The sequence below is a fragment of the Stenotrophomonas lacuserhaii genome (assembly GCF_014836545.1).
GTDB lineage: Bacteria > Pseudomonadota > Gammaproteobacteria > Xanthomonadales > Xanthomonadaceae > Stenotrophomonas > Stenotrophomonas lacuserhaii.
Genome location: NZ_JACSQS010000005.1, coordinates 191,038 through 214,723, shown reverse-complemented (window position 1 = coordinate 214,723; position 23,686 = coordinate 191,038). Strand labels below are relative to the sequence as shown.

The window sequence follows — 23,686 nt, the reverse complement described above, 5'->3', positions numbered from 1 at the left end:
CGCAGGGAAAACGGCGGTCGGCTATGCTGTGTCCATGCGTGTTGAACCTGCCGACATCGAAGCCCTGTTCGACGCCATCCCGGACGTGCTGTTCTTCATGAAGGACTGCGAGGGGCGTTACACCCACATCAACCAGACCATGCTGCGCCGGCTCGGGTTGAAATCGCGCAAGGAGGTGATCGGGCGCACCGCGGCGGAGATCTATCCGACCGGACTGAGCGCGGACTACGCCGACCAGGATGCCCGGGTGATCGGCGGGGCGGTGATCGAAAACCTGATGGAACTGCACCTGTTCGCCAATCGCGAGCCGGGCTGGTGCCTGACCTGCAAGCGTCCGCTCGTGGTGGAAGGGGAGATCAAGGGGCTGATCGGCATTTCCCGCGACCTCGGCCAGAAGCACAGCCTGGGCGCGCAGTACGAACACCTGCGACTGGCGCTGGCGCACCTCAATGCGCATTACGCCGAGAATGTGCGCATGCAGACCCTGCTGGACATCACCGGGTTCTCGCTGTCCAAGCTGGAGCGCAGCTTCCGCAAGGTATTCCAGATGACCCCGCAGCAGGTGCTTACCCGGTTGCGGATCCAGATGGCCATGCATCTGCTGCATGGCAACGACAGCATCGCCAGCATCGGCCAGGCGTGCGGTTTCAGCGACCAGAGCGCGTTCACCCGCAAGTTCAAGGCAGAGGCGGGGGTTTCTCCCCGCGCCTACCGGGCCCGCATCACCGAACTGGCCGGCGGCTGAGCCGGCAGGCCATCCGGACTATCCCACCGGCGCGCTGGACAAGGTAATGTGACGGCCTTGTTGCCGCACACAGTGTCCTTCGATGCCCGCCAACCCGACGCCTGCCGCTCCTGCTTCGACCACCCGCCTTGGGCATGCGCTCAAGCCCCGCCAGCTGATCATGATGGGGCTGGGCAGTGCCATCGGCGCCGGCTTGTTCCTCGGCTCCGGGGTGGGCGTGCAGCTGGCCGGCCCGGCCGTGCTGCTGTCCTACCTGGTGGCCGGTGCGCTGGTGATCATCGTGATGAACGCGCTGGGCGAAATGGCGGCCAACAAGCCCACCAGCGGCGCCTTTTCGGTGTATGCCGCCGACGCCCTGGGACCGACCGCCGGTGCCACCGTCGGGTGGCTGTGGTGGGTGCAGCTGGTGATCGTGATCGCCGCCGAGGCGGTGGGCGCGGCCGGCCTGCTGGCTACGGTATGGACCGGGCTGTCGGTGCCGATGGCGGCACTGGCCTTCATGCTCTTCTTCACCGCCATCAACCTGCTGGGGGTGAAGAATTTCGGTGAGTTCGAGTTCTGGTTCGCGATCCTCAAGGTGGCCGCGATCCTTGGCTTCATCGCCATCGGTGCGGCGCTTCTGCTGGGCTGGTTGCCGGATGCGACCTCGCCGGGCCTGTCCAATTTCACCGGCAACGGCGGCTTTGCCCCGACCGGGCTGGCCGGCGTGGGCGCGGCGTTGCTGGTGGTGATCTTCGCCTTTGGCGGCACCGAGATCGTGGCGGTCGCCGCAGCCGAAACCGAGGATCCCGAGCGCAGCATCGCGCGCGCGATCCGCACCGTGGCGTGGCGCATCCTGGTGTTCTATATCGGTTCGCTTAGCGTCATCATCGCCGTGGTGCCGTGGACCAGCGAAGCGCTGAAGTCGCCATTCGCCGCTGTGCTGGAAGCGGCCAATATCCCCGGCGCCGGTACGGCCATCACCCTGGTCGCGGTGATCGCGCTGCTGTCGGCGCTCAATGCCAATCTTTACGGTGCGTCACGGATGATCTTCTCGCTGGCACAGCGCCGTGAGGCACCCGCCGTGCTGGGCTGGGCCGACCGTCGCCAGGTGCCGGTGCTGGCGGTGCTGGCCAGCGTCCTGTTCGGCTTCGCCGCCACGGTGATGGAACTGCTGTTCCCGGACAAGGTGCTGCCGGTGCTGCTGAACATCGTCGGTTCCACCTGCCTGCTGGTGTGGACGTTGTCGCTGCTGTCGCAGCTCGTGCTGCGTCGGCGGGCGGACCGCGCCGGTGTGTCGCTGCCGTTCCGGATGGCTGCTTTCCCCTGGTTGACGGCCTTGGCGCTGGGCATCCTGGCGCTGATCTTCGCGCTGCTGCTGTATGGCGACCAGACCCGCCTGCAGTTCCTGTCGATGGTGGTGCTGACCCTGTTCATCGCCGGCTGCAGCGCCACCGCCCGGCGTCTGCGCGGCAGCGCAGGCTGAGCGGCCATGAAGGCGTAGCGATCCGTACCGCTACGCCCGGGACGCTGTCAGTCACGGCGTTCCATGGCGGCTGAGCCGTTGCCACCGCCACTGCCCAGCAGGCACAGAGCGAGTTCCGCCGAACACGTGAAGATGTTCTTGGTGATTATGCAGGTGGCGTATTGAACGCCGCAGTCGATGATGCCGCGCTGCTCGGCGTTGTTCTGCGCAAAGGCTGCCGGCGCGGCAAGGAACCCGGTGAGCAGGGCGATGGCGGGCAGTGTTCTGATGCGTTTCATGGAATGTCTCCACTAGTGACGAGAGGCTCCCTGCGCTGCAGGAAGCGGACGTGCCCCGATTGATGCGGGGCCGTTCCGGGGCTGTAGCGCCGGAACGTGCCAGCATCGTCCCGCTACCGCTGCACCAGACCCATCAGGGAAGCAGGTGCGCCCCCGTCAGGGGCCTGCGTGCTTGTTTGTCGTCGTTCTTCATGCCGGCGATGGCGAACGACTGCCCATGACGCACAAGGCCCGCTTGCGCGGGCCTTGTGGTTGACCGTGGATACCCCGTGGGGCCGATCAGGCGTCGACTTCGTCATCCTTGTACGCATCGACCGGGATGCAGGCGCACATCACGTTCTTGTCGCCGTACACGTTGTCCACCCGGGCCACCGGCGGCCAGTACTTGGACTGCTTCAGGCTGGCCAGCGGGAACGCCGCCAGTTCGCGCGGGTAGGCGTGGGTCCACTCGCTTGCGGTCACTGCGGTGGCCGTGTGCGGTGCGTTCTTCAGCGGATTGTCCTCACGCTCCAGCCGGCCATCTTCGATCGCGGCGATCTCTTCGCGGATCTGGATCATCGCGTCGATGAAGCGATCCAGTTCGTGCTGGGATTCGCTTTCAGTCGGCTCCACCATCAACGTGCCGGCGACCGGGAAACTCAGCGTCGGCGCGTGGAAGCCGAAATCGATCAGCCGCTTGGCGATGTCCTCGGCGCCGATGCCGCTGGTCTTTTCCAGCGGGCGCACGTCCAGGATGCACTCATGTGCCACCAGCCCGTTGCGGCCGGTGTACAGGGTCTTGAAGTGCGGGGCCAGGCGGGTGGCGATGTAGTTGGCGTTGAGCAGGGCGACCTGGGTCGCCTTGCGCAGGCCTTCGCTGCCCATCAGCGTGATGTACATCCAGCTGATAGGCAGGATCGACGCGCTCCCGAAGGACGCCGCCGAGACCATGCCGACATCCCCTTCGCCACCGAGGACGCGCGGCAGGAAGGGGGCCAGGTGCGACTTCACCGCGCAGGGACCGACGCCGGGACCACCGCCGCCATGCGGGATGCAGAAGGTCTTGTGCAGGTTCAGATGCGACACGTCCGAGCCCCACTTGCCCGGCTTGGCCACGCCGACCAGCGCGTTCATGTTGGCGCCATCGGTGTACACCTGGCCGCCGTGCTGGTGGATGATCTCGCAGATCTCCACGATCTCTTCCTCGAAGACGCCGTGCGTGGACGGGTAGGTGACCATCAGCGCGGCAAGGCGGTCGCTGTACTTTTCCGCATTGCGGCGGATGTCGTCGACATCGACGTTGCCGTTGGCGTCGGTCTTTGTGACCACGACCTTCATGCCGCACATCTGCGCCGATGCCGGGTTGGTGCCGTGCGCCGAATCCGGGATCAGGCAGATATCACGGTGGTCATCGCCGCGCGAACGGTGATACGCGCGGATCGCCAGCAGGCCGGCGTACTCACCCTGCGCGCCGGAATTGGGTTGCAGGCTCACCGCGTCGTAGCCGGTGCATTCCACCAGCATGGCTTCCAGGCCTTCGATCAGCGCCTTGTAGCCCACGGCCTGCTCGGCCGGCACCAGCGGATGGATGTTGCCGAACTCCGGCCAGGTCACCGGGATCATCTCGGCGGTGGCGTTGAGCTTCATGGTGCACGAACCCAGCGGGATCATCGTGCGGTCCATCGCCAGGTCCTTGTCGGCCAGCGAACGCAGGTAGCGCAGCAGTTCGTGCTCGCTGTGGTGGGTGTTGAACACCGGGTGGGTCAGGAAAGCGCTGCGGCGGGCCAGGTCGGCCGGGATGGCGTCGGCCGTGCTGCCGTCCAGCGCATCCACGTCGGCCTGTGCGCCGAATACCGCGGCCAGTGCGACCACGTCCTCGCGGGTGGCGGTTTCGTCCAGGCTGATGCTGACCGAGCTGCTGTCGATGGCGCGCAGGTTGTAGCCGGCCGCGCGTGCGGCGCCGTGGATGGCGGCGGCGTCGATGCCGGTCACGTGCAGCGTATCGAAGAAGTCGCTGCCCACGGCCACGCCGTTGCTGCGCAGGGCAGCGGCCAGGATCGCCGCCAGGCGGTGGGTGCGCCGGGCGATGCGGGTCAGTCCGTCCGGGCCGTGGTACACCGCGTACATCGAGGCCATCACCGCCAGCAGCACCTGGGCGGTACAGATGTTGGAGGTGGCCTTTTCGCGGCGGATGTGCTGCTCGCGGGTCTGCAGGGTGAGGCGGTAGGCGGGATTGCCCTGCGCATCGATGGAGACCCCGATCAGGCGGCCCGGCATCGAGCGCTTGTAGGCATCACGGCAGGCCATGAAGGCGGCATGCGGGCCACCGAAGCCGAACGGCACGCCGAAGCGCTGGCTGTTGCCGACCACGATGTCCGCGCCCCATTCGCCGGGGGCCGCCAGCAGGGTCAATGCGAGCAGGTCGGTCGCCACCGCGACGAGGCCGCCGCGGGCGTGCACGGCATCGACCAGCGCTTTGTGGTCGGCCACCTGGCCGAAGGTATCCGGATACTGCAGCAGCAGGCCGAAGGCCTCCGCTTCCAGCGCTTCGGCCGGGGTACCCACGCGCAGCACGATGCCCAGCGGTTCGGCGCGGGTGCGCAGCAGTTCCAGCGTCTGCGGATGCACCGCGTCATGCACGAAGAACGTGTCCGACTTCGACTTGGCCGAACGCTTGGCCAGGGTCATCGCTTCGGCCGCCGCAGTGGCTTCGTCCAGCAGCGAGGCGTTGGCGATTTCCATGCCGGTCAGGTCCGCGCACAGCGTCTGGAAGTTGATCAGCGCTTCCATGCGGCCCTGCGAGATCTCAGCCTGGTACGGCGTGTAGGCGGTATACCACGCCGGGTTTTCGAGGATGTTGCGCAGGATGACGTTCGGCGTGTGGGTGCCGTAGTAGCCCTGGCCGATGAAGCTGCGCAGCACGGTGTTCTGGTCGGCGATGGCGCGGATCTTGGCCAGTGCCTGCACTTCGGTGATCGATTCGGGCAGCGCCAACGGCGCCGGCGACTTGATCCGGGCTGGCACGATGGCGTCGGTCAGCGCATCCAGCGAGGCATGGCCGACCACGCTCAGCATCTGCGCGATCTCCGCATCGTTGGGGCCGATGTGGCGCTCGACGAACGCGTTGTGGTGTTCAAGCTCGCGCAACGAAGGGGTGTTCTGGGACATGGCGAAGGATCCGTCGGGAAAGGGCACGCACGTGGGCAGGCTGCCGATCAGCAGCCTGCGGGGGCGCCCCTCTGTCCTTTTGCCTGAGAGTTTGGAAGCACGCATGTGCGCGGCTTCGTGCCCCTTCGGCGCCGGATCGAACCGGTCTCTCCAGAGTTTTGATGCGGGTGGTCACGGGCCTGAGCGATTACGGGCGTTTGCGCCTTCGGCAGCGGTGTCCTGCTTCTCCCACCTTGTTGCCCCCTGATTATAGCGGTCGGCCCTCACCGATGCGCGGCTGGATGGGGTCAGGGACCAGACGTTTTCGGACCGGACCGAATGGAAAAGGCGAGCGCTACGGTCTATCATGGCGCACTACTCGTATTCATCCGGCGCCGCCCTTCTGTCTCTTCTGGACACGGGCTGACGCCTGCCGCGCATGGCCTGCGCGGATCCTCCGGACGCTCCCATGACTGCCGCCTCGCCTTCGACCCGCCGTCTGGCCCTGCTGCTCGCAGGTCTGGCGATGTTTGGTCCGTTTTCGATCGACACGATCTTTCCCGCCTTTCCGCAACTGGCGCAGCGCCTAAGCGTGGACGAGGTCGCGGTGCAGCAGACCATCAGTGTGTACCTGCTGTTCTACGGGCTGATGAGCTTGGCCCACGGGCCGCTTTCAGATGCGCTGGGTCGCAAGCGGGTGATCCTGGGGGGGCTGGTGATCTTTGTCGGCGCCTCGGTAGGCTGCGCGCTGTCAACCGATCTGACCACGCTGCTGGTGTTCCGCGCGCTGCAGGGCCTGTCAGCGGGCGTGGGCATGATCGTCGGCCGTGCGGTGATCCGCGATCTGTACCACGGCCATGATGCCCAGCGGCTGATGAGCCAGGTCTCGATGATCTTCGGCATCGCCCCGGCCATCGCTCCGATCATCGGCGGCTGGATCCTGCTCAGTGGCGCCGGTTGGCCGCTGATCTTCTGGTTCCTGGTGGTGTTTTCGTTGCTGTTGCTGGTGGCCACGGCGCGGTTCCTGCCCGAGACGCATCCGGTCGAAGCGCGTACGTCGCTGTCGCCGCGCGGATTGCTGCGCGACTACCTGCGGATGGGCTCCAACCCACGCCTGTTGCGCCTTGCGCTGGCCAGTGCGCTGAACTTTTCCAGCGTGTTCCTGTACATCTCCTCGGCCCCGGTGTTCGTGATGCAGCACCTGAAACTGGGTGAGGGCGGTTTTGCCTGGCTGTTCGTGCCGACCATCGGCGGGATGACGCTGGGGGCGTTCCTGTCCGGGCAGATGGCCGGGCGTGTGCTTCCGCAGCGTCAGATCGGCATCGGCTTCGGTCTGTGTGGATTGTCGGCGGTGCTCAACATCGGCTACGTGCTGTCGGTGCCAGAAATCGCCTTGCCCTGGGCGGTCGTTCCGATATTCATGGGGGGCACCGGACTGGCGATGATCTTTCCGATCCTGGCGCTGGGCGTGCTGGATCTGTACCCGCATCAGCGCGGGCTCGCCTCCTCGATGCAGATGTTCATCCAGATGATGATCAATACCTTCGTTGCCGGTGTGCTGTCGCCCCTGCTGAGCAGCAACCCGGTGCGTCTCGCTTTTGGCTACGCCGGTTTCTTCGTGCTTGGGGCGTCGGTGTGGTACTGGGAAAACGCCTGTGCTCGGCGCAACCCGCCTGCCCCTGCGCGCTGAGCGCCAGCTGGCCGAGCAGCGGCGCCGTGCGCGGGCCGTGGGGGTGAAGCCGGCGCGGGACGCCGCTGGGGTATTCTTACGCACCCGGATGACCGTAAGCCCCTGATGTCGACCACTTCCAAACTGCGCCGCGATATCCGCCGGCGACGCGAAACCCAGGCCGCCAACCGCGAAGCCGCGCACGCCTCACCGGTCGAGCCGCATGCCGAACTGCGCGACCAGCAGCGCACGCTACTGGCCGGCATTGTCCGCCGCGATGGCGAATGGGTGCTGGGCATGGACGGCCGAATCGCCGGCCAGAGTGAGAGTGCCGCCCAGGTGCTGGCCTTGATCATGCAGGCCGGCGAACTGCACGAACGCAAGGGTACCCCGGTGCGGTTGGTGTACTCGGACGCGCTGCGCGACGCCGCGCAGGCCGAGGCCAATGCGCAGGGACTCAGTTTCGATGAGTTCAAGGACGCGCTTGCCGCGAAAATGGCGGTGGGCAAGGCCAACTGATCAGGCGTTGCATGGAGTCCGAAGGTAGCGCCGAGCCCTGCTCGGCGCTACCGGATTCCGGATATATCGATCAGCGTTGCGCGGGCGCTGCCGGTGCGGCAGGCGCCGCGGCACTGGCCTGCCAACCGCAGACCTGGCCCTGGTTCTGTTCCTTCAGCCAGGCATTGACCGGGGTGAAGTATTCGATCATCGGGCCCGCATCGAGCTTGTCACCGCCGGTGAGTTCCTTCAGCGTGGCCTGCCACGGCTGGCTGGCGCCCTTGCTCAGCATCGACCAGAACTTCTGCCCGGCTTCCTTGTTGCCGTAGAAGCTGCACTCGTGCAGCGGGCCCTTGTAGCCGGATGCATCGCACAGGCCCTTGTAGAACTGGAACTGCAGGATGCGCGCAAGGAAGTAGCGCGTGTACGGCGTGTTGCCCGGCACGTGGTACTTGGCGCCCGGGTCGAAGAACTCCTCGCCACGGGTGGTCGGCGGGGCGACGCCCTGGTAACGCGCCTTCAGGTCCCACCAGGCTTTGTTGTAGTTATCCGGGGTGATCGAGCCATCGAACACGCCCCAGCGCCAGCGGTCGATCATCAGGCCGAACGGCAGGAAGGCCACGCCGGACAGTGCCATGCGCATCTGGTTGTTGATCACCGCTTCGCGGCTCTCTTCGGGCTTGTCGACCAGACCGATGGAATTGAGGTACTTCGGCGTCATCGCCAGCACGATGGTGTCACCGATCGCTTCATGGAAGCCATCGTTGGCACCGCCCTGGAACAGAGGCGGCAGCGGGTTGTAGGCCAGGTCGTAATAGATGTGGCCCAGCTCGTGGTAGATCGTGGTGAAGTTCTCTTCGTTCGGCTTGATGCACATCTTGGTGCGCACATCGCCGTCCATGTTCATGTCCCAGGCGCTGGCATGGCAGACCACGTCGCGGTCCTGCGGCTTGATGAACTGGGTGTTTTCCCAGTAGGACTTCGGCAGCGCCGGCATGCCCAGCGATACGTAGAAGTCCTGCGCGCGTTCGGTCATCTGCCGTGCGGTGCGCAGTTCGGCTTCGCGCTGCGCCTTGTACAGGCCTTCCACGTTGGCGTTGCTGCCGGCCTTGGCCAGCGCGCCGCTGAGGTTGCCCTGATACTGCTTTTCCAGTGCAGCGGTGATGTCCAGGCTGCCGGCGCCGGGATACGGCTGCAGCTGGTCCCACAGGTTGGACCAGTCCTGCTGCCACATGTTGCCGGTCAGGTGGGCGGCGATCAGCCCATTGCCCACTTCGGCCTTGTCCTTGCCATAGGTGGCGTCCAGCTTGCCGCGTGCATAGCAGTGCAGCTGCTCGTACATCGGCTTGACCTGTTCCCACAGGCGGTCGGTTTCCGGTCCGATCTGCTCTGGCGGCATGTCATAGCCACTGCGCCACATCTGCCCGGCATCGGCGAAGCCCAGGCCCCTGGCGCCTTCGTTCACCAGGCCGACGAACTGCTGGTAGTCGCCACGCATGTTCCTGGTGGTGCCGTGCCAGCCCTGCCACGCATCCAGCTGCTGGTCGTAGTCGCGGCTGCTGGACAGCACCTGTTCCAGGTCGCCGAGCTGGCGGCAGGAGCTCGGATCGTTGGCATCGGTGCAGTACTTGCCAGCGCCATAACTGCCTTCCATGCGGGTGGCGATCTGGGTCAGCTGCGCCAGCTTGGCCGGGTCGCGCGGGGCGGGCATCGAAGACATCAGCTTGAGCAGCTGCAGGGCGCGCCTGCTGTCATCGGACATCGGCTGACCTTCGAACTTCGCTGCCTGTTCGATCCAGCTGTTGAGCTGGGTCAACGAGCGCTCGTTGGCCTTGGCCGCCACGCGCTCGGAATCACTGTTGATATAGGTCGAGGACAACCACTGCGCCGAGGTCATCTCCGGGTACGCGGCCTTGTATTCGGCATTGATGCGGGCCACGAACTGGTCGGCGGTTTCGCCGGCCGGCGCGGTTGCCGTTGCCGATGCGGTGCCCGGGGTGGGCTCCTTCTTGCAGGCGACCAGCGACAGCGTGGCGGCGGCGATTGCCGAAGCCAGCAGGAGATGACGGTGTTTCACGGGTGATCCTTGGGCGGTGAACGACCGCTGAAGGCTAGTGGCCCGGGCCCGCTGCCGCAAGGGGCAGAGGTCGGGGGCGCCGGAGGCGCCTGCCGATGATCACCCCTCGCAAGCGGCAAACAGGTCCCGCTACGGCGCATACAGGGCCGTACGTACCTGCATCAATCCGAGCACCGACGAAAACAGCGCATCGTGGTCGGTGTACCGGCCAGCGCGCTGGCGCACGCACTCCAGGTCCAGCCCGCGGTTGCGCGCGAATGATGGCGAGAACCACATCGTCATCGGGACATGGGTCTGCTCTTCCGGGGCGATCGCGTACGGAATCCCATGCAGGAACAGGCCTTTCTCGCCCAGCGATTCCCCGTGGTCGGACACGTAGATCATCGCCGTGTCGTAGTCTTCCATTCCCTGCAGCGTACCAATGGCCTGGGCAAGCACGTGGTCGGTGTACAGCAGCGCATTGTCGTAGCTGTTGGCGATCTGCTCGCGGGTGCAACGTCCCAGCTCGACGGTATCGCAGGTAGGGGTGAAGCGGCGGAAGCGCGGCGGGTAGCGCTGGAAGTAGGCAGGGCCGTGGTTGCCCAGCTGATGCAGCACGATGACCCGGTCGCCGGGTTTCGCGCGCGCCTGTGCGGCAAGGTCCTGCAGCAGGATCTCGTCCAGGCAGCGTCCGTTGGCGCAAAGCCCCGGCGTGGTTGCATCGGCCAGTGACTGCACCGGCAGCCCTTCGCAGACGCCTTTGCAGCCGGACTGGTTGTCACGCCACAGTACCCCGATACCGGCGTGGTCCAGTACATGCAGCAGTGATTGGTGCGCACGGATCTTCTTCTCGTCATAGTCGCCGCGTCCCCAGGGCGAGAACATGCAGGGCACCGACACTTCGGTGCTGGTACCGCAGGAATGCATGTCGGGGAAGTTGATCACCGGCTTCTGCGCCAGCTCCGGGGTGGTCTGGCGGGCGCCGACATTCAGGCCCCAGTTCTGCGCACGCGCGGTTTCGCCGAGAACGACCAGCAGCAGCCGCGGCCTGCTGCCCGACGCGTGGTGCATGGCCTGTGCATCGAGGCCAATCGGCAGCTTGGGCGCGCGCTGCACCGGGTTGTCGCCGCGCAGCGCACGGGGCAAGCCCAGCAGCACGTTGGCCGGGGTCGCCAGGTAGCGCACTTCGCGCTGGCTGCGCATCAAGGCGGAAATCTCCTGGAACGACAGTAGGGCGCCGCCCACTGCAACGCCGGCCGCCAGCAGCAGGAATCCCGCCCGCCACGACAGCGCCGCGGTCCAGCGTCGGTCGGTGAGCTGCAGGCGCCAGACCGCGAGCGTGGGCACCAGCCCCAGCAGCAACGGAGCGGCCAGCGATGCGGTCAGCAGTTCGCTGCTTTCGCGGCGGTCGGTGGCCAGCACGTTGCGCAGCATGTCCGCATCGAGGTAGATGTGGTAACGGCCCATGTAGTGGGAAGCCAGCATGGTCAGCATCAGCAGCACGCTGACCACCACCTTCGCATTCCATCGCCAGACCAGCAGGCCAAGCAGGAACGCATGCGTGCCCAGCAGCAGGAGCAGCAGCGACAGCGCATAGCGGAGGCTGCCGGGATGGGTGGCCATCGCGCTGTTCCAGAACAGCCCATTGCCGGCGATGGCGAAGAACAGGCTGGCCAACGCAATCAGCGCTTCGGTGGAGAGCTGCGGCCGGCTTTGCAGCCAGGCCATGGCAGGCAGGCGCAGGGTGCGTGCGACGGTGGCATTCATGCGCGCGCTCCCACCGGGCGAGCGGCCGGGCGCTGCAGGTAGCCACGGATGAGTGCGTAAAGGCCAAGCGAAAGCAGCCAGCACACGATCAGGGTGGCGACGTCGTGCGACATGAAATGCGCGCCGCGGAGTTGCTGGGCACACCCCAGCGCGATGCCGGCGAGCAGCCCGATGGCCAGCCCCCGCCAGCGCCAGGCCGGGCGCCACAGCAGCGCGAAGAAGTACAGGCTGACCCACGCATAGCCCGCACTGGCCTGGCCGGCGGGAAAGCAGGCTGCGGCGGGCAGGGCGGCGGGGCGGGCCTGCAGCAGGCCGACGAACGGGCGCTCGCCGCCGTAACGCACGAGGTCCCAGGGGCAATCCATGTGGGTCAGCGATTTCAGCAGCGATACCGCGCCGGTGCCCAGCGCGATGGCCAGCACCAAATACGACAGCGCCCAGCGCAGGCGGCGATCCTTGCCATGGCGGCACTGGTACAGGCACAGCATCAGCACCATAAGCGTAGCGGCGGCGCTGAGCCACTTGCCACCCTTGTGCATCAGCGTGCTGGTCATCCACGCTTCGCGCAGCACCCATTGGTGGCCTTCCATCGCGAAAATGTGATCGGCGATCCATTGGTCGCCGCCCAGCATCAGCACGCCGAAAAGCAGGGATGCGGCGATCAAGGGCAACCAGAGATGGCGTGCAGTGAATCCGCTGCCTGCGGTCTGCCGAACGCGTGGGAGCGGGAATCCGGGAACAGCGGTGCGGTGCATGGTCAAGGCCATCTGAGTATCTGCGGCCATGCTAGGGAGCGTGCTGTCGGAGAAAAATCGGAGCCCCGTTCGCCTTTGGTTAAAGCGCGAATGCGTGGCGCTTTCGATCATTCTTCGGCGTTGCTGGCACCGTTCATCGCCGCACGACAGTCGCTGGACCATGCGGTTCCCGGCACCAGTTGCCACCGGTTGCGGTTGGACATGCCGATGTCGATGACCTGCGTTGTATCCACGCAGGGGCTCATTGCCGTATCCAGCACCAGCAGCCAGCGTGCCTGCGGCGCAGCAGCAAGCCAGCGGCCCGCATCACGCCACTGCAGGTCCCACGGTCGCTTGAAGCCGAACTCGCGTGCCGGTCGGTCGGCCTGCAGCAGGTTCTGTTCGCGCCAGGCCAGCAGGCCCAGTTCTGCCTGCGGTCCGATACGCTCCCCTGCGCGCTGCATCAGGTCATAAGCGGAGGCGTAGGGGTCCACCGCGGGCAGCAGCAGCACGCCGTACACGCACCACAGCAGGCTGTGGGTCAACAACACCAGCAAGGCTGCGCGGCGTTGCCGCAGCCATGCACACATGCCGAGCACGGCGGCTCCCAGGCCAAGCAGGCTCCCGCCCAGCACGGGCAGCAGACCGATCGGCATCGCACGTCGTTCCAGTTGCGCCAGCGCCCAGGGCGCGCCGTGCAGCAGCAGGGCGCCGACTGTGAATGACAGCAGCCCCAGCGCGATGCTGTAGCCCAGAAGGTAGCGACGCACACTCATCCGGCGCAGCAGGCCGGGCAACAGGGGCGCACTGGCCAGTGCCAGCGCCGGCAACATCGGCAGCACGTAGACCTCGCGCTTGCCTGCGCTGATGGTGAAGAACAGCAGCACCAGCCCGGCCCAGCCCAGCAGCAGCCAGAAGCGTGCATCGGTACGACGCAGCCGCCGCCACCACGGCCGCGCCAGCCAGGGCAGCAGCAGGCTGCCGGGCAGCCACAGCGTCAGCATCACCTGCAGGTAGTACCAGGCAGGTTGCAGGTGATGCCAGGCATGGGCGTAACGCGTGGCCGTCTGCTTGAACAGCAACTCGTGCGCATAGGCCTGCAGGGCAGGGTCGGGATGGCGCAGCAGGGCCCAACCCAGCGGCGCCAGCCAGACGGCGGTGCCGAGCAGGAAAGCGGGAATGAGCCACGCCAGCGTCGCCGGGGCCGGGCCAGGCGCGTCCCGGCAATGCCTGCGCCGGTACTGCAGCCGCCACGCCAACCACGGCAGCACGATCAGCAGGGGCAGGAAACCGACCCCCTTGGTGACCGTACCCACCCCGGCGGCGATGCCGGCCAGCCACAGTGCGGGCTGGTTGGGACGTTCGCACAGGTGCCGCAGCAGGCCCCACAACGACGCGGTGGTCATCGCCACCAGCACCATGTCGATCTGCGCGCGCTTGGCCATCAGGCCGAACTGCAGACTGCAGAACAGGGCCGCCATGGCATAGGGCGCCAACCGCGGCGACCACAGCCGACGTGCCAGGTCAGCCACCAGCCACAGGCTGAGCAGGGCGGCCAGCAGGGAGGGCAGCAGGAAGCTGCCCTTCCAGTCCAGCAACTGGTGCGCCGCGGCCTGCATCCACATGTACACCGGTGGCTTTTCGGCATAGAACTCGCTGCCCCGGTGTGGCACCAGCCACTGGCCGGAGTCGACCATGGCACGCGCGGCCAGCACGAACCGTGGCTCGTCCGGCGGTTGTGGCAGGCGCATGCCGATGCCGGCAGCCAGCGCGACCACGGCCAGCAGCCAGAGCAGGGGCAGGCGCCAGCGCGCGCGGGGGAAGGAAGGAAGGGACAAAGGGGGGCGTCCGGATAAAGCCGGACTATCCACCCAGGCGCGTGGGAAAATCGTCGGAAGCGCGGGGGCACGGGATTCCGACACCGGCAGCGCTACCATGCAGGGAATTACGGGATGGATACGCGCATGCGTCTGCTGGTGATCGAAGACAATCGGCAACTGGTCGCCAACCTGTTCGACTACTTCGAGTCGCGCGGGCATGTGCTGGACGTAGCGCCGGACGGCGTCACCGGGTTGCACCTGGCCACCACGCAGGTCTACGACGCGCTGATCCTGGACTGGATGCTGCCGCGCATGGAGGGCCCTGAGGTACTGCGTCGCCTGCGCGCCGAACACGCCTCGGAAGTGCCGGTGATCATGCTCACGGCCCGCGATGAACTGCCCGACAAGATCGCCGGCTTCCGCGCCGGCGCCGATGACTACCTGACCAAGCCCTTCGCATTGCCCGAGCTGGAAGTCCGGCTGGACGCGCTGCTGTTGCGCGCGCAGGGGCGCAACGCACGCAAACGCCTGCAGGTGGCCGACCTGGTGCTGGACCTGGCCACGCTGGAAGCCCAGCGTGCAGGCCAGGTGCTGCACCTGTATCCGGCCTGCCGCAAACTGCTGGAGGTCCTGATGCGTGCCAGTCCCGCCGCCGTGACGCGGCAGCAGCTGGAGTTCGCGTTGTGGGGCGATGAACCCCCGGATGGCGACCTGCTCAGATCCCATGTCTACGAGCTGCGCCGCAGCGTGGACGGACCGTTCGCGCGCAAGCTGGTGCATACGTTGCCGCGCGTCGGCTATCGCTTGGCCGTGCAGGAAGGAGACGCCACCGATGGCCGCTAGGCCCGCCCCCCTGTATCGGCGCGTGCTGGGCTGGCTGCTGACCTACCTTGCGCTGATTTCGCTGGCGGTGTTCGGCGTGGGCAACAACGTGCATGAACATGCCGAACACGCGGCGTGGCGCGCGCTGCTGAACTCCGAGCTGGACAGCATCATCCTGCACAGCAAAGATGATCCGGACTACCGCTGGCAGGATTCGGACACGCTCAGCCTGTTCCGTCTGGACCAGCCGGGCACCCCGGCAACGCTGCGCGGACTGCACCCCGGGCTGCATGACGGCATTCCGATCGGCGAGCGCAAGGCGGCGGTGATGGTGCGGCAGACCGACACCATGGGCCGGCTGGCACTGGCCCTGGATATCTCCGACTTCGAAGCGCTGGAGCAGTTCGCCACGCGCTGGGTGCTGCTGGCCGGGCTGGTGATGGTGATCGTCACGGTGATCATGGCGCGCCTGGGCATGCAGCGGGTGGTACGCCCGTTGAGCCTGCTGGCCGGCGATATCGCCGCACTGAAGCCAGGGGCGCCGGGGCAGCGCATCGTCGTGGATCCGCGTGGAAGCGCCGAGCTGCATACCATTGCCAACTCCCTCAACGATTACCTGGCGCGCAACGAGCAGTTCGTCGAGCGCGAACGGGTGTTCATCAGTACCGCCAGCCATGAGCTGCGTACGCCGGTGGCGGTGATCACCGGGGCGGCCGAACTGGCGCTGGAACAGCCTGGCCTGCCCGAGCGCGCGCGCCAGCAGGTGCTGCGCGTGCAACGCACCGCCGGCGACATGGAGGCACTGATCGAACTGCTGCTGGTGCTGGCGCGCGATCCGGCGCGGCTCGCTGCGCGTGCCGAGCGCATCGCGTTGGACCAGTTGCTGCCGCAGATCATCGAGGATCATCGCCACCTGCTGGGCGACAAGGACCTCACCGTCGGCCTGCGGGCTGCGCCGGTGGACCTGGTGGCACCGCTTGCGGTAGTGCAGGCGGCGATCGGCAACCTGCTGCGCAACGCCATCGAAAACAGCGGGCGTGGCAACATCCAGCTGGAACTCTCATCCGGTGGGGTGCTGACCCTGCGCGATCCCGGGCACGGCATGAGCCCGGAGGAGATCGCCGCGATCCACGCGCGGATGGCGCGCGGGTTGCGCAACGAACACGGCGGCATCGGCCTGGAGCTGGTCGCACGCCTGTGCGAACACCTGGGCTGGACGCTGCGGTTCGAACCGGTAAAGACGCGCGGCACCCTGGCCACGCTGGATGTCAGTGCCTCGCGACTGCAGTGAGGCGCTCGCGCAGTGGTGACCTCGGTCGGCCCCCCGCACCGCTACTCACGCTGCAGGGCCGATGGTAAGCTCAGCGGGTGCCGCCTCCTGCGGCATTTTTTTCGCCCGTCACTTTTCGATCGACAGAGGACTGCATGCCGACCGAACCTGCTACCGCCCTGATCTCCAGCGACATCGTCGGCCTGGGGCTCATCGCCGCCACCCTTGCGCTCATTTTCTGGGCAGCCAGTGGTCCCACGCCACTGCTGAAGAAGATCTTCGCGTGGGTGCCCGCCTTGCTGCTGTGCTATTTCATCCCGGCCATCTACAACACCGCCGGACTGATCGATGGCCATGGCACCGCGCTGTACAACCCGGTCGCGCGCGATGTACTGCTGCCGGCAGCGCTGGTGTTGCTGACCCTGTCCATCGACCTCAAAGGCATCGCCAAGCTGGGTCCGAAGCTGCTGGTGGTGTTCTGCGCAGGCACGGCCGGCATCATGCTGGGTGCGATCGTCTCCTTCCAGGTGATGAAGCTGATCCATCCGGAGACGGTGGCCGGTGATACCTGGGCGGGCATGGCCGCGCTGGCCGGCAGCTGGATCGGCGGCGGCGCCAACATGGTGGCGATGCGCGAGGTCTTCGGCACCGATGCCACCACCTTCGGCCAGTTCGCGGTGGTGGACGTGGCCTGCGCCAGCCTGTGGATGGCGATCCTGCTGTTCCTGGCCAACCGCTCGCAGCAGATCGATGCGCGCAACGGCGCCGACACCCGCGCCATCGATGAAATGAAAGCGCGTATCAGTGCCTACGAGGCGCAGAACGCGCGCATTCCCAGCCTGACCGACCTGATGGTGATCGTCGGGGTGGCGCTGGGCGGGGTGGGGCTGGCGCATGCCATCGCCACGCCGTTGGCGGGCTGGTTCAAGGCCAACGTGGCCTGGTCCAGCCAGTTCAGCCTGGACAGCCCGTTCGTGTGGGTGGTGCTGCTGTCCACGGCGCTGGGGTTGGCCCTGAGCTTCACCCGCGCGCGCCGGCTGGAATCTGCCGGTGCCTCGCGCCTGGGCACGGTGTTCCTGTATTTCCTGATTGCCTGCATCGGCATGCAGATGGACCTGCTGTCGCTGCTGGATCGTCCGTGGTTGTTCCTGCTGGGCCTGATCTGGATGGCCACCCATGTGCTGGTGCTGTGGGTCGTGGCCAAGTTGCTGCGCGCGCCGTTGTTCTTCTTCGGCGTCGGTTCGATGGGCAACATCGGTGCGGCGGCATCGGCACCGGTGGTCGCCGCCGCATTCCATCCTTCGCTGGCACCGGTGGGCGTGCTGCTGGGGACGGTGGGTTATGCGACCGGTACCGGCCTTGCGTACGTCACCGGCCTGATCCTGAAATGGATGGCCGGGGCATGAAAAAACGGCGGGGCCGAAGCCCCGCCGTTTTCGTCTGACTCAGCAGCAGCGTCCGCCGTTCCTGCCGCCATAACGCGCTTCCTGGCGCTCGCGGAAGAACGTCTTGTAGTCCATCGGCGTGCGGTCCGGATGGTTCTCCAGCACATGCCGGACGTAGTTGTCGTAGTCCGGGATGCCACAGCACAGCCGCGCGGTCTGCACCAGGCGTCGCCAGATGCGGCGATGGGCCTGGTGCTGGCCGACCGGTACCAGTTCGGTACTCATCACAGGTCCGCCATCTGGTGTGGCAGCAGCTTCACGTACTCGGTTTCCTTGTCCGTGCGCTGCGGCGTGCGGCGTGCGGCCGCGATGGTCTTCAGCGAATAGAACAGGATCGAGAACACCACCAGCAGGAACAGCACGGTCAGGCTCGTATTGACGTAGGCGTTGACCACGATCTGCTGCATCTGCCCGACGGTCTTGGCCGGGGCGGTGAGGGTGCCGCTGGCGATGGCGTCCTGGTACTTGTGGGCCTGGGCCAGGAAGCCCTGCGCCGGGTTGCTGTCGAAGATCTTGATCAGCCCGGCGTAGGTGGTGCAGATCAGCAGCCACACCGCAGGCACGGCGGTGACCCAGGCGTAGCGGTCCCGCTTCATCTTGAACAGCACCACGGTGCCCAGCATCAGCGCGATACCGGCGAGCATCTGGTTGGAGATGCCGAACAGCGGCCACAGGGTCTGGATGCCGCCAAACGGATCGACCACGCCGGAATACAGCAGGTATCCCCAGAGCGCGACGCAGCCGGCGGTGGCCAGGATGTTGGCGGTCCACGATTCGGTCTTCTTCAGCGCCGGGATGAAGTTGCCCAGCAGGTCCTGCAGCATGAAGCGACCGGCACGGGTACCGGCATCGACGGCGGTCAGGATGAACAGCGCTTCGAACAGGATGGCGAAGTGGTACCAGAATGCCATCATCGCATCGCCGGCACTGGGGATCGCTTCGTGCAGGATCATCGCGATGCCCACGGCCAGGGTCGGCGCGCCACCTGCGCGATGCAGGATGGTCGGCTCGCCGATGGCCACCGCGGTGGCTTCCAGCTGCTCCGGGGTGATGGTGAAGCCCCAGTTGGTGGTGATGTAGTGCGCCGCCGACACCGCATCGGCACCGATCACCGAGGCCGGGCTGTTCATGGCGAAGTAGATGCCGGGCTCGATGATCGAGGCGGCGACCAGTGCCATCACCGCGACGAAAGATTCCATCAGCATGCCGCCGTAGCCGATGTAACGCGCGTGCGCTTCATTGGCCAGCAGCTTGGGCGTGGTGCCCGAGGCGATCAGCGCATGGAAGCCGGATACCGCACCGCAGGCGATGGTGATGAACAGGAACGGGAACATCCCGCCCTTCCACACCGGGCCGTCGCCACTGGCGGCGAACTGGGTCAGCGCGGGCATCTTCAGTTCGGGCATGACGATCAGGATGCCGACCGCCAGCGCGATGATGGTGCCGATCTTGAGGAAGGTGGACAGGTAGTCACGCGGCGCCAGCAGCAGCCACACCGGCAGCACCGAAGCGATGAAACCGTAGCCGATCAGCATCCAGGTGATCTGCTTGGCGGTGAAGGTGAAGGCCGGGCCCCAGACCGGATCGGCCGCGACGATGCCGCCGAACCAGATCGAGCCGAGCAGCAGGATCAGGCCGACCACCGATATCTCGCCGATCTTGCCGGGACGGATGTAGCGCATGTACACGCCCATGAAGATCGCGATGGGCATCGTGGCGATCACCGTGAACATGCCCCACGGGCTCTCCGCCAGCGCCTTGACCACCACCATCGCCAGTACGGCCAGGATGATGATCATGATCAGGAACGCACCGAACAGCGCAATGGTGCCGGGAACAGGCCCCATTTCCTCGCGCACCAGGTCACCCAGCGAACGGCCGTTGCGGCGGCTGGACAGCACCAGCACCATGAAGTCCTGCACCGCACCGGCCAGCACCACGCCGACCACCAGCCACAGCAGGCCGGGCAGGTAGCCCATCTGCGCGGCCAGCACCGGGCCGACCAGTGGGCCGGCGCCGGCGATGGCAGCGAAATGGTGGCCGAACAGGACGTGTTTGTTGGTCGGGACGTAGTCCAGGCCATCGTTGTTGAGCACCGCCGGCGTGGCCCGGGTGGGGTCCAGCTGCAGCACCTTGCTGGCCACGAACAGGCCGTAGAAGCGGTAGGCAATCAGGTAGATGGAGACCGCGGCAACCACGATCCACAAGGCGTTGATCGGTTCACCGCGGCGCAGTGCCACGGTGCCCAGACAGAATGCGCCGAGCAGTGCGAGCAGTGCCCAGCCCAGCTTTGAGAAGCCTTTCATGAGGTGAACTCTCCCTTAAGAACATCACAAGGGTCCGCCTTGCCCAGTGTTGGGTCAATGCAGACAGGGTGTTTCCCGGCTAGTACTTTGGTCGTAACGCGGTCACGGCGGCTCCCGGCCGTGGCGGGCACCGCTGGAACAATGGGTTGCGGTGCGAGGGCTTGGCGCTGCCGCCGACAGCCGCCATCTTGCGGATAGACACTTTGCTGGAGTTTCCATGAGCACCCAGATCGCGGCCCGCGTGCTGCGCACCATCGAAGGCGCGCCCACGTCCGACGGCGCCGGCGTCCGCCTGACCCGCGTGATAGGCGGTTCGGCCCTGCCGGACCTGGATCCCTTCCTGCTGCTGGATGAATTCGGCACCGACAAGGCCGAAGACTATCTGGCCGGCTTCCCCAGCCATCCGCACCGCGGCTTCGAAACGGTTACCTACATGCTCGACGGGCGCATGCGGCATAAGGACAACCACGGCAACGAAGGCCTGCTCACCCCGGGCAGCGTGCAGTGGATGACCGCTGGCCGTGGGCTGGTGCATTCAGAGATGCCCGAGCAGGAAAGTGGCCGCATGCGCGGCTTCCAGCTGTGGGTGAACCTGCCGGCGCGCGACAAGATGACCGCGCCGAAGTACCAGGAGTTCGCCCCGGACCGCATCCCGCAGGTCACCCCGGCGGGCGGCGTCAGCGTCAAGATCATCGCCGGTGAGGTCGGCGGCACCGCCGGGCCGATCATCCAGCCGGCCACCGATCCGGTGTATCTGGACATCACCCTGGACGCCGGCGCGACGTGGGACTACGTGCTGCCCGATGGCCACAACGTGTTCGCCTATGTGTTCGAAGGCGAGCTGCAGATCGGCGTGGCAGATGAGGCGCGGCCGGTGGCGGCGCAGCAGATGGCGGTGCTGGGCGGTGGCAATGCGTTGCACCTCGCCGCTGGCAGCGGTGGTGCGCGGCTGATCCTGGTCGCCGGTCGCCCGCTGCGCGAGCCGGTGATGCGGCACGGCCCGTTCGTCATGAATACCCGGCAGGAGCTGATGCAGGCCTTCGTGGACTTCCAGGAGGGCCGTTTCTGAGGCCGCCGTGGCGTTGGGCCGGTCGTCCACCGGCCCCGCCAACACGGGGCGCATGATCAGCGACCGGCGGCCACGGCTGCCGGATTGAGGTTCATGCTGCGGATCATCTGCTGCAGGCCGGCGCGCTCTTCGCTGTCGCCGGGATACAGCGCCAGCTGCGCATAGCGGTTCTTGTCGATCTTCACCACGCTGACGCGGCGGTCGGCGAAGCCCGGGGGTTCCTGGCCGCCGAGGTCGGGCAGGTACCAGTAGAGTTCTTCGCCGGCGAAGCTGTCCTTTTCCTGGCGCAACGCGCGCGGGAAGCGCAGGTCCGGATCGTTTCCGGTCAGCATCAGGCTCATGACTTCACGGCCATCGCGGGTGCTGGCGCGGCACACCAGGAAATCGCCGGTGGCCTGCTCCTGCCATTGGAGGTTGCTGGCGGCCGGCAGCGACGGACACTTGGGTGCGCTTTGCGCGTGGGCGGTGATGGCAATGGCGCACAGGCACAGCAATATGGCAGCAGAGACGGTTTTCATGCAGTTCCCCCAGAGGCGTTCAAGTCGACGGCACCGCCAGCGGCGGGCCGGCGTGGTCGCCGTTGCGACCTGGCATCCATCCCCGGATGCCGCGTCGGCCCGCCAGCCCAGCTGGCGGGTATGCCTTGACCTTAACGGAACGTGAGCAACTGCACAAATCGCGGTTTCATCGGTAACCAAATTCCGGCGCTGTGCATGGCAGGCGAAGCCTTGGCGCCTCAGTCGCGAGCACTGCCCAGCCACTTGTAGATCATGCCGCCGATCAACCCACCCAGCAGTGGCGCGACCCAGAACAACCACAGCTGCGAGACGGCCCCGCTGCCGGCGAACAGCGCCACGGCCGTGGAGCGGGCCGGGTTCACCGACGTATTGGTGACCGGAATGCTGATCAGGTGGATCAGGGTCAGGGCCAGGCCGATCGCCAGCGGGGCGAATCCTGCGGGCGCGCGGCCATGGGTGGCGCCCATGATGACCACCAGGAACGCGGCGGTGAGCACCACCTCGCAGAGGAAGGCGGCGGCCGCGCTGTAGCCGCCGGGCGAGAGTGCGCCATAGCCGTTGCTGGCGAAAGCACCTGCCTGTCCGGGCATGATGCTGAACGCCGGGCTGCCCTTGGCGATCTGCAGCAGGATGAAGCCGGCCAGCAGGCCGCCCAGCACCTGGGCGATGACATACGGGCCGAGATCCCTGCCGGCGAAGCGGCCACCGGCCCACAGGCCGATGCTCACGGCCGGATTGAAGTGTGCGCCTGAGACGTGGCCGAAGGCGTACGCCCCGGTCACCACGGTCAGCCCGAAGGCGAGCGCGACGCCGAGAAAGCCGATGCCGAGTGGATTTCCATCGCCGCCGAAGTTCGCGGCCAGGACCGCGCTGCCGCAGCCCCCCAGGACCAACCAGAACGTGCCGAGGAACTCGGCAGCAAGACGCTTGCCCATGCTCATCGCAGCAGCCTCCATTGGGGTCCCGGCGGTGCCGGGACGCCGCCATTTACGTGTCAGGGCGGTGAAGGCGATGTCAACGCGCGATGAAGGATCATCTGGCCGGCAGCGGGATGAACTCCTGTGCGTCGCCGGGGATGGTGCCGAAACGGCCGTTTTCCCAATCGTGCTTGGCCTGCTCGATGCGCTCCTGGGAGCTGGAGACGAAGTTCCACCACAGATGGCGCGGTGCATCCAACGGCTCACCGCCCATCAGCATCGCCTTGACCGGCGTCTTCGCGCGAAGTCGGCCGCGGGCGCCTTCGGCCGGGATGATCAGGTGCTGGGCGGGAACATCCACGCCGTCCAGCTGGGCCTGGCCTTCCAGGATGTACAGCGAGCGTTCGCGGTGGCCGGTGTCGATGTCGATCTCCGCATCCGGGTCCAGGTCGATGGCCACGTTGAGCGTATCGGCGAACACCTTGACCGGGGATTCTTCGCCGTAGGCGCGGCCGGCGATCACCCGCAGCCAGGCGCCATTGCGGCGTTGCTGGGGCAGGGTGGCGGCACTGTGGTGGTGGAAGGCCGGTTCAACTTCCTCGTACTGTTTGGGCAGCGCGATCCAGGTCTGCATGCCGTGCAGCGGATGGCCGTGTTCGCGTTCTGGCGGCGGCGTGCGTTCGGAATGCGAGATGCCACGGCCGGCGGTCATCCAGTTGACATCGCCGGGGCGGATCACCTGGTCCGAACCGAGGCTGTCGCGGTGGCCGATGGCGCCGGCCCACAGGAAGGTCACCGTGGCAAGGCCGATATGCGGATGCGGACGCACGTCGATGCCGGTGCCGGCATCGAGCAGGGCCGGGCCCATCTGGTCGACGAACACGAACGGACCGACGCTGCGCGCCTGCAGCGATGGCACAGCGCGGCGTACTTCCAGCCCGCCGATGTCGTGCACGCGGGGGGCGATGATGGTGGTCATGCGGGCGAACTCGCTGGCGGGGACAGGGGCGCAGGATCGCACGCGGTGCGGGGCAGGGGATGCCCCGAATGGGCAACAGGCTGTTGCGCGGTGCGAGCGGGTGGGACCCCCTCGCGGGTGGCTGTTTACAGCTGGATACGTGGTTGGGGCCGGGGGGGGGGGGGGGGGGGGGGGGGGGGGGGGGGGGGGGGGGGGGGGGGGG

19 protein-coding genes and 1 riboswitch are annotated in these 23,686 nt (G+C 66.7%); of the genes, 8 read left to right on the top strand and 11 right to left on the bottom strand.

Features of this window, described 5'->3' with window-relative positions:
- Window positions 1-34: 34 nt before the first annotated feature.
- On the top strand, window positions 35-745 hold the full coding sequence (locus tag H9654_RS07515; protein ID WP_042613521.1) for an AraC family transcriptional regulator: 711 nt from the start codon (window positions 35-37) through the stop codon (window positions 743-745).
- Between the two features lie 82 nt (window positions 746-827).
- Window positions 828-2,210 (top strand): amino acid permease, encoded by a 1,383-nt coding sequence (locus H9654_RS07510; RefSeq protein ID WP_191770197.1) that lies wholly within the window; start codon window positions 828-830, stop codon window positions 2,208-2,210.
- Between the two features lie 47 nt (window positions 2,211-2,257).
- Here H9654_RS07510 and H9654_RS07505 read toward each other — a convergent pair whose 3' ends face one another.
- Complete coding sequence (locus H9654_RS07505) at window positions 2,258-2,488, bottom strand: hypothetical protein (RefSeq protein ID WP_191770195.1); 231 nt, start codon at window positions 2,486-2,488, stop codon at window positions 2,258-2,260.
- 279 nt (window positions 2,489-2,767) lie between these two features.
- A complete protein-coding gene (gcvP, locus tag H9654_RS07500) occupies window positions 2,768-5,635 on the bottom strand; it encodes an aminomethyl-transferring glycine dehydrogenase (protein WP_191770193.1) in 2,868 nt (955 codons plus the stop codon).
- Between the two features lie 61 nt (window positions 5,636-5,696).
- Window positions 5,697-5,799, bottom strand: a riboswitch (glycine riboswitch).
- Window positions 5,800-6,083: 284 nt separating this feature from the next.
- Between gcvP and H9654_RS07495 the strand changes: the two genes are divergently transcribed.
- Window positions 6,084-7,304 carry a multidrug effflux MFS transporter gene (locus tag H9654_RS07495; RefSeq protein WP_191770191.1) on the top strand — a complete coding sequence of 407 codons (1,221 nt, stop codon included), beginning with the start codon at window positions 6,084-6,086 and terminating at the stop codon, window positions 7,302-7,304.
- Between the two features lie 105 nt (window positions 7,305-7,409).
- The gene (locus H9654_RS07490) at window positions 7,410-7,802 is read left to right on the top strand and encodes a hypothetical protein (RefSeq protein ID WP_191770189.1); all 393 of its coding nucleotides are present in this window, start codon (window positions 7,410-7,412) and stop codon (window positions 7,800-7,802) included.
- Between the two features lie 70 nt (window positions 7,803-7,872).
- Here the strand turns inward: H9654_RS07490 and H9654_RS07485 are convergent, their stop codons facing one another.
- The 4 genes from H9654_RS07485 to H9654_RS07470 form a co-directional block, all read right to left on the bottom strand.
- Window positions 7,873-9,858, bottom strand: a complete 1,986-nt coding sequence (locus tag H9654_RS07485) for a M2 family metallopeptidase (protein WP_191770188.1) — start codon at window positions 9,856-9,858, stop codon at window positions 7,873-7,875.
- A 129-nt stretch (window positions 9,859-9,987) separates the two neighbouring features.
- Window positions 9,988-11,604, bottom strand: coding sequence for a phosphoethanolamine transferase (locus H9654_RS07480; RefSeq protein ID WP_191770186.1), 1,617 nt, complete (start codon window positions 11,602-11,604; stop codon window positions 9,988-9,990).
- Entirely contained in the window at window positions 11,601-12,371 is a 771-nt protein-coding gene (locus H9654_RS07475) for a phosphatase PAP2 family protein (RefSeq protein ID WP_406833460.1), read from the bottom strand. Before H9654_RS07475 ends, H9654_RS07480 begins: the two co-directional genes overlap by 4 nt.
- A 95-nt stretch (window positions 12,372-12,466) precedes the next feature.
- Window positions 12,467-14,089, bottom strand: a complete 1,623-nt coding sequence (locus tag H9654_RS07470; RefSeq protein WP_225211935.1) for an ArnT family glycosyltransferase — start codon at window positions 14,087-14,089, stop codon at window positions 12,467-12,469.
- Window positions 14,090-14,302: 213 nt separating this feature from the next.
- Here H9654_RS07470 and H9654_RS07465 point away from each other — a divergent pair, with 213 nt between their 5' ends.
- From H9654_RS07465 to H9654_RS07455, 3 genes are all read left to right on the top strand, one after another.
- The gene (locus H9654_RS07465; RefSeq protein WP_191770182.1) at window positions 14,303-15,001 is read left to right on the top strand and encodes a response regulator transcription factor; all 699 of its coding nucleotides are present in this window, start codon (window positions 14,303-14,305) and stop codon (window positions 14,999-15,001) included.
- Window positions 14,991-16,271, top strand: coding sequence for a sensor histidine kinase (locus H9654_RS07460; protein WP_191770180.1), 1,281 nt, complete (start codon window positions 14,991-14,993; stop codon window positions 16,269-16,271). The genes H9654_RS07465 and H9654_RS07460 overlap by 11 nt, the downstream gene beginning before the upstream one ends.
- Before the next feature lie 134 nt (window positions 16,272-16,405).
- Window positions 16,406-17,656: a DUF819 family protein gene (locus tag H9654_RS07455; protein ID WP_191770179.1), complete on the top strand. Its 1,251-nt coding sequence runs from the start codon at window positions 16,406-16,408 to the stop codon at window positions 17,654-17,656.
- Window positions 17,657-17,695: 39 nt separating this feature from the next.
- On the opposite strand, the gene H9654_RS07450 is transcribed toward H9654_RS07455, so the two are convergent.
- Both H9654_RS07450 and H9654_RS07445 read right to left on the bottom strand, forming a co-directional pair.
- Complete coding sequence (locus tag H9654_RS07450) at window positions 17,696-17,920, bottom strand: YbdD/YjiX family protein (RefSeq protein WP_057509146.1); 225 nt, start codon at window positions 17,918-17,920, stop codon at window positions 17,696-17,698.
- The gene (locus tag H9654_RS07445) at window positions 17,920-20,001 is read right to left on the bottom strand and encodes a carbon starvation CstA family protein (protein ID WP_101099920.1); all 2,082 of its coding nucleotides are present in this window, start codon (window positions 19,999-20,001) and stop codon (window positions 17,920-17,922) included. Before H9654_RS07445 ends, H9654_RS07450 begins: the two co-directional genes overlap by 1 nt.
- A gap of 217 nt (window positions 20,002-20,218) precedes the next feature.
- On the opposite strand from H9654_RS07445, the gene H9654_RS07440 reads away from it, so the two are divergent.
- Window positions 20,219-21,070 carry a pirin family protein gene (locus H9654_RS07440; RefSeq protein WP_191770177.1) on the top strand — a complete coding sequence of 284 codons (852 nt, stop codon included), beginning with the start codon at window positions 20,219-20,221 and terminating at the stop codon, window positions 21,068-21,070.
- A gap of 56 nt (window positions 21,071-21,126) precedes the next feature.
- Here the strand turns inward: H9654_RS07440 and H9654_RS07435 are convergent, their stop codons facing one another.
- From H9654_RS07435 to H9654_RS07425, 3 genes are all read right to left on the bottom strand, one after another.
- On the bottom strand, window positions 21,127-21,588 hold the full coding sequence (locus H9654_RS07435; protein WP_191770175.1) for a hypothetical protein: 462 nt from the start codon (window positions 21,586-21,588) through the stop codon (window positions 21,127-21,129).
- A 218-nt stretch (window positions 21,589-21,806) separates the two neighbouring features.
- Window positions 21,807-22,529: an aquaporin Z gene (aqpZ, locus tag H9654_RS07430; RefSeq protein WP_263615077.1), complete on the bottom strand. Its 723-nt coding sequence runs from the start codon at window positions 22,527-22,529 to the stop codon at window positions 21,807-21,809.
- 91 nt (window positions 22,530-22,620) lie between these two features.
- The gene (locus H9654_RS07425) at window positions 22,621-23,484 is read right to left on the bottom strand and encodes a pirin family protein (protein ID WP_101099924.1); all 864 of its coding nucleotides are present in this window, start codon (window positions 23,482-23,484) and stop codon (window positions 22,621-22,623) included.
- Window positions 23,485-23,686: the final 202 nt, after the last annotated feature.

Bases quoted from the DNA above. Each gene is read 5' to 3' on its own strand.
- H9654_RS07440 (WP_191770177.1), top strand. From the start codon at position 20,219: ATGAGCACCCAGATCGCGGCCCGCGTGCTGCGCACCATCGAAGGCGCG.
- gcvP (WP_191770193.1), bottom strand. From the start codon at position 5,635: ATGTCCCAGAACACCCCTTCGTTGCGCGAGCTTGAACACCACAACGCG.
- aqpZ (WP_263615077.1), bottom strand. From the start codon at position 22,529: ATGAGCATGGGCAAGCGTCTTGCTGCCGAGTTCCTCGGCACGTTCTGG.
- H9654_RS07490 (WP_191770189.1), top strand. From the start codon at position 7,410: ATGTCGACCACTTCCAAACTGCGCCGCGATATCCGCCGGCGACGCGAA.
- H9654_RS07455 (WP_191770179.1), top strand. From the start codon at position 16,406: ATGCCGACCGAACCTGCTACCGCCCTGATCTCCAGCGACATCGTCGGC.
- H9654_RS07465 (WP_191770182.1), top strand. From the start codon at position 14,303: ATGCGTCTGCTGGTGATCGAAGACAATCGGCAACTGGTCGCCAACCTG.
- H9654_RS07460 (WP_191770180.1), top strand. From the start codon at position 14,991: ATGGCCGCTAGGCCCGCCCCCCTGTATCGGCGCGTGCTGGGCTGGCTG.
- H9654_RS07515 (WP_042613521.1), top strand. From the start codon at position 35: ATGCGTGTTGAACCTGCCGACATCGAAGCCCTGTTCGACGCCATCCCG.
- H9654_RS07470 (WP_225211935.1), bottom strand. From the start codon at position 14,089: ATGCGCCTGCCACAACCGCCGGACGAGCCACGGTTCGTGCTGGCCGCG.
- H9654_RS07510 (WP_191770197.1), top strand. From the start codon at position 828: ATGCCCGCCAACCCGACGCCTGCCGCTCCTGCTTCGACCACCCGCCTT.
- H9654_RS07450 (WP_057509146.1), bottom strand. From the start codon at position 17,920: ATGAGTACCGAACTGGTACCGGTCGGCCAGCACCAGGCCCATCGCCGC.
- H9654_RS07495 (WP_191770191.1), top strand. From the start codon at position 6,084: ATGACTGCCGCCTCGCCTTCGACCCGCCGTCTGGCCCTGCTGCTCGCA.
- H9654_RS07435 (WP_191770175.1), bottom strand. From the start codon at position 21,588: ATGAAAACCGTCTCTGCTGCCATATTGCTGTGCCTGTGCGCCATTGCC.
- H9654_RS07480 (WP_191770186.1), bottom strand. From the start codon at position 11,604: ATGAATGCCACCGTCGCACGCACCCTGCGCCTGCCTGCCATGGCCTGG.
- H9654_RS07445 (WP_101099920.1), bottom strand. From the start codon at position 20,001: ATGAAAGGCTTCTCAAAGCTGGGCTGGGCACTGCTCGCACTGCTCGGC.
- H9654_RS07505 (WP_191770195.1), bottom strand. From the start codon at position 2,488: ATGAAACGCATCAGAACACTGCCCGCCATCGCCCTGCTCACCGGGTTC.
- H9654_RS07425 (WP_101099924.1), bottom strand. From the start codon at position 23,484: ATGACCACCATCATCGCCCCCCGCGTGCACGACATCGGCGGGCTGGAA.
- H9654_RS07475 (WP_406833460.1), bottom strand. From the start codon at position 12,371: ATGGCCTTGACCATGCACCGCACCGCTGTTCCCGGATTCCCGCTCCCA.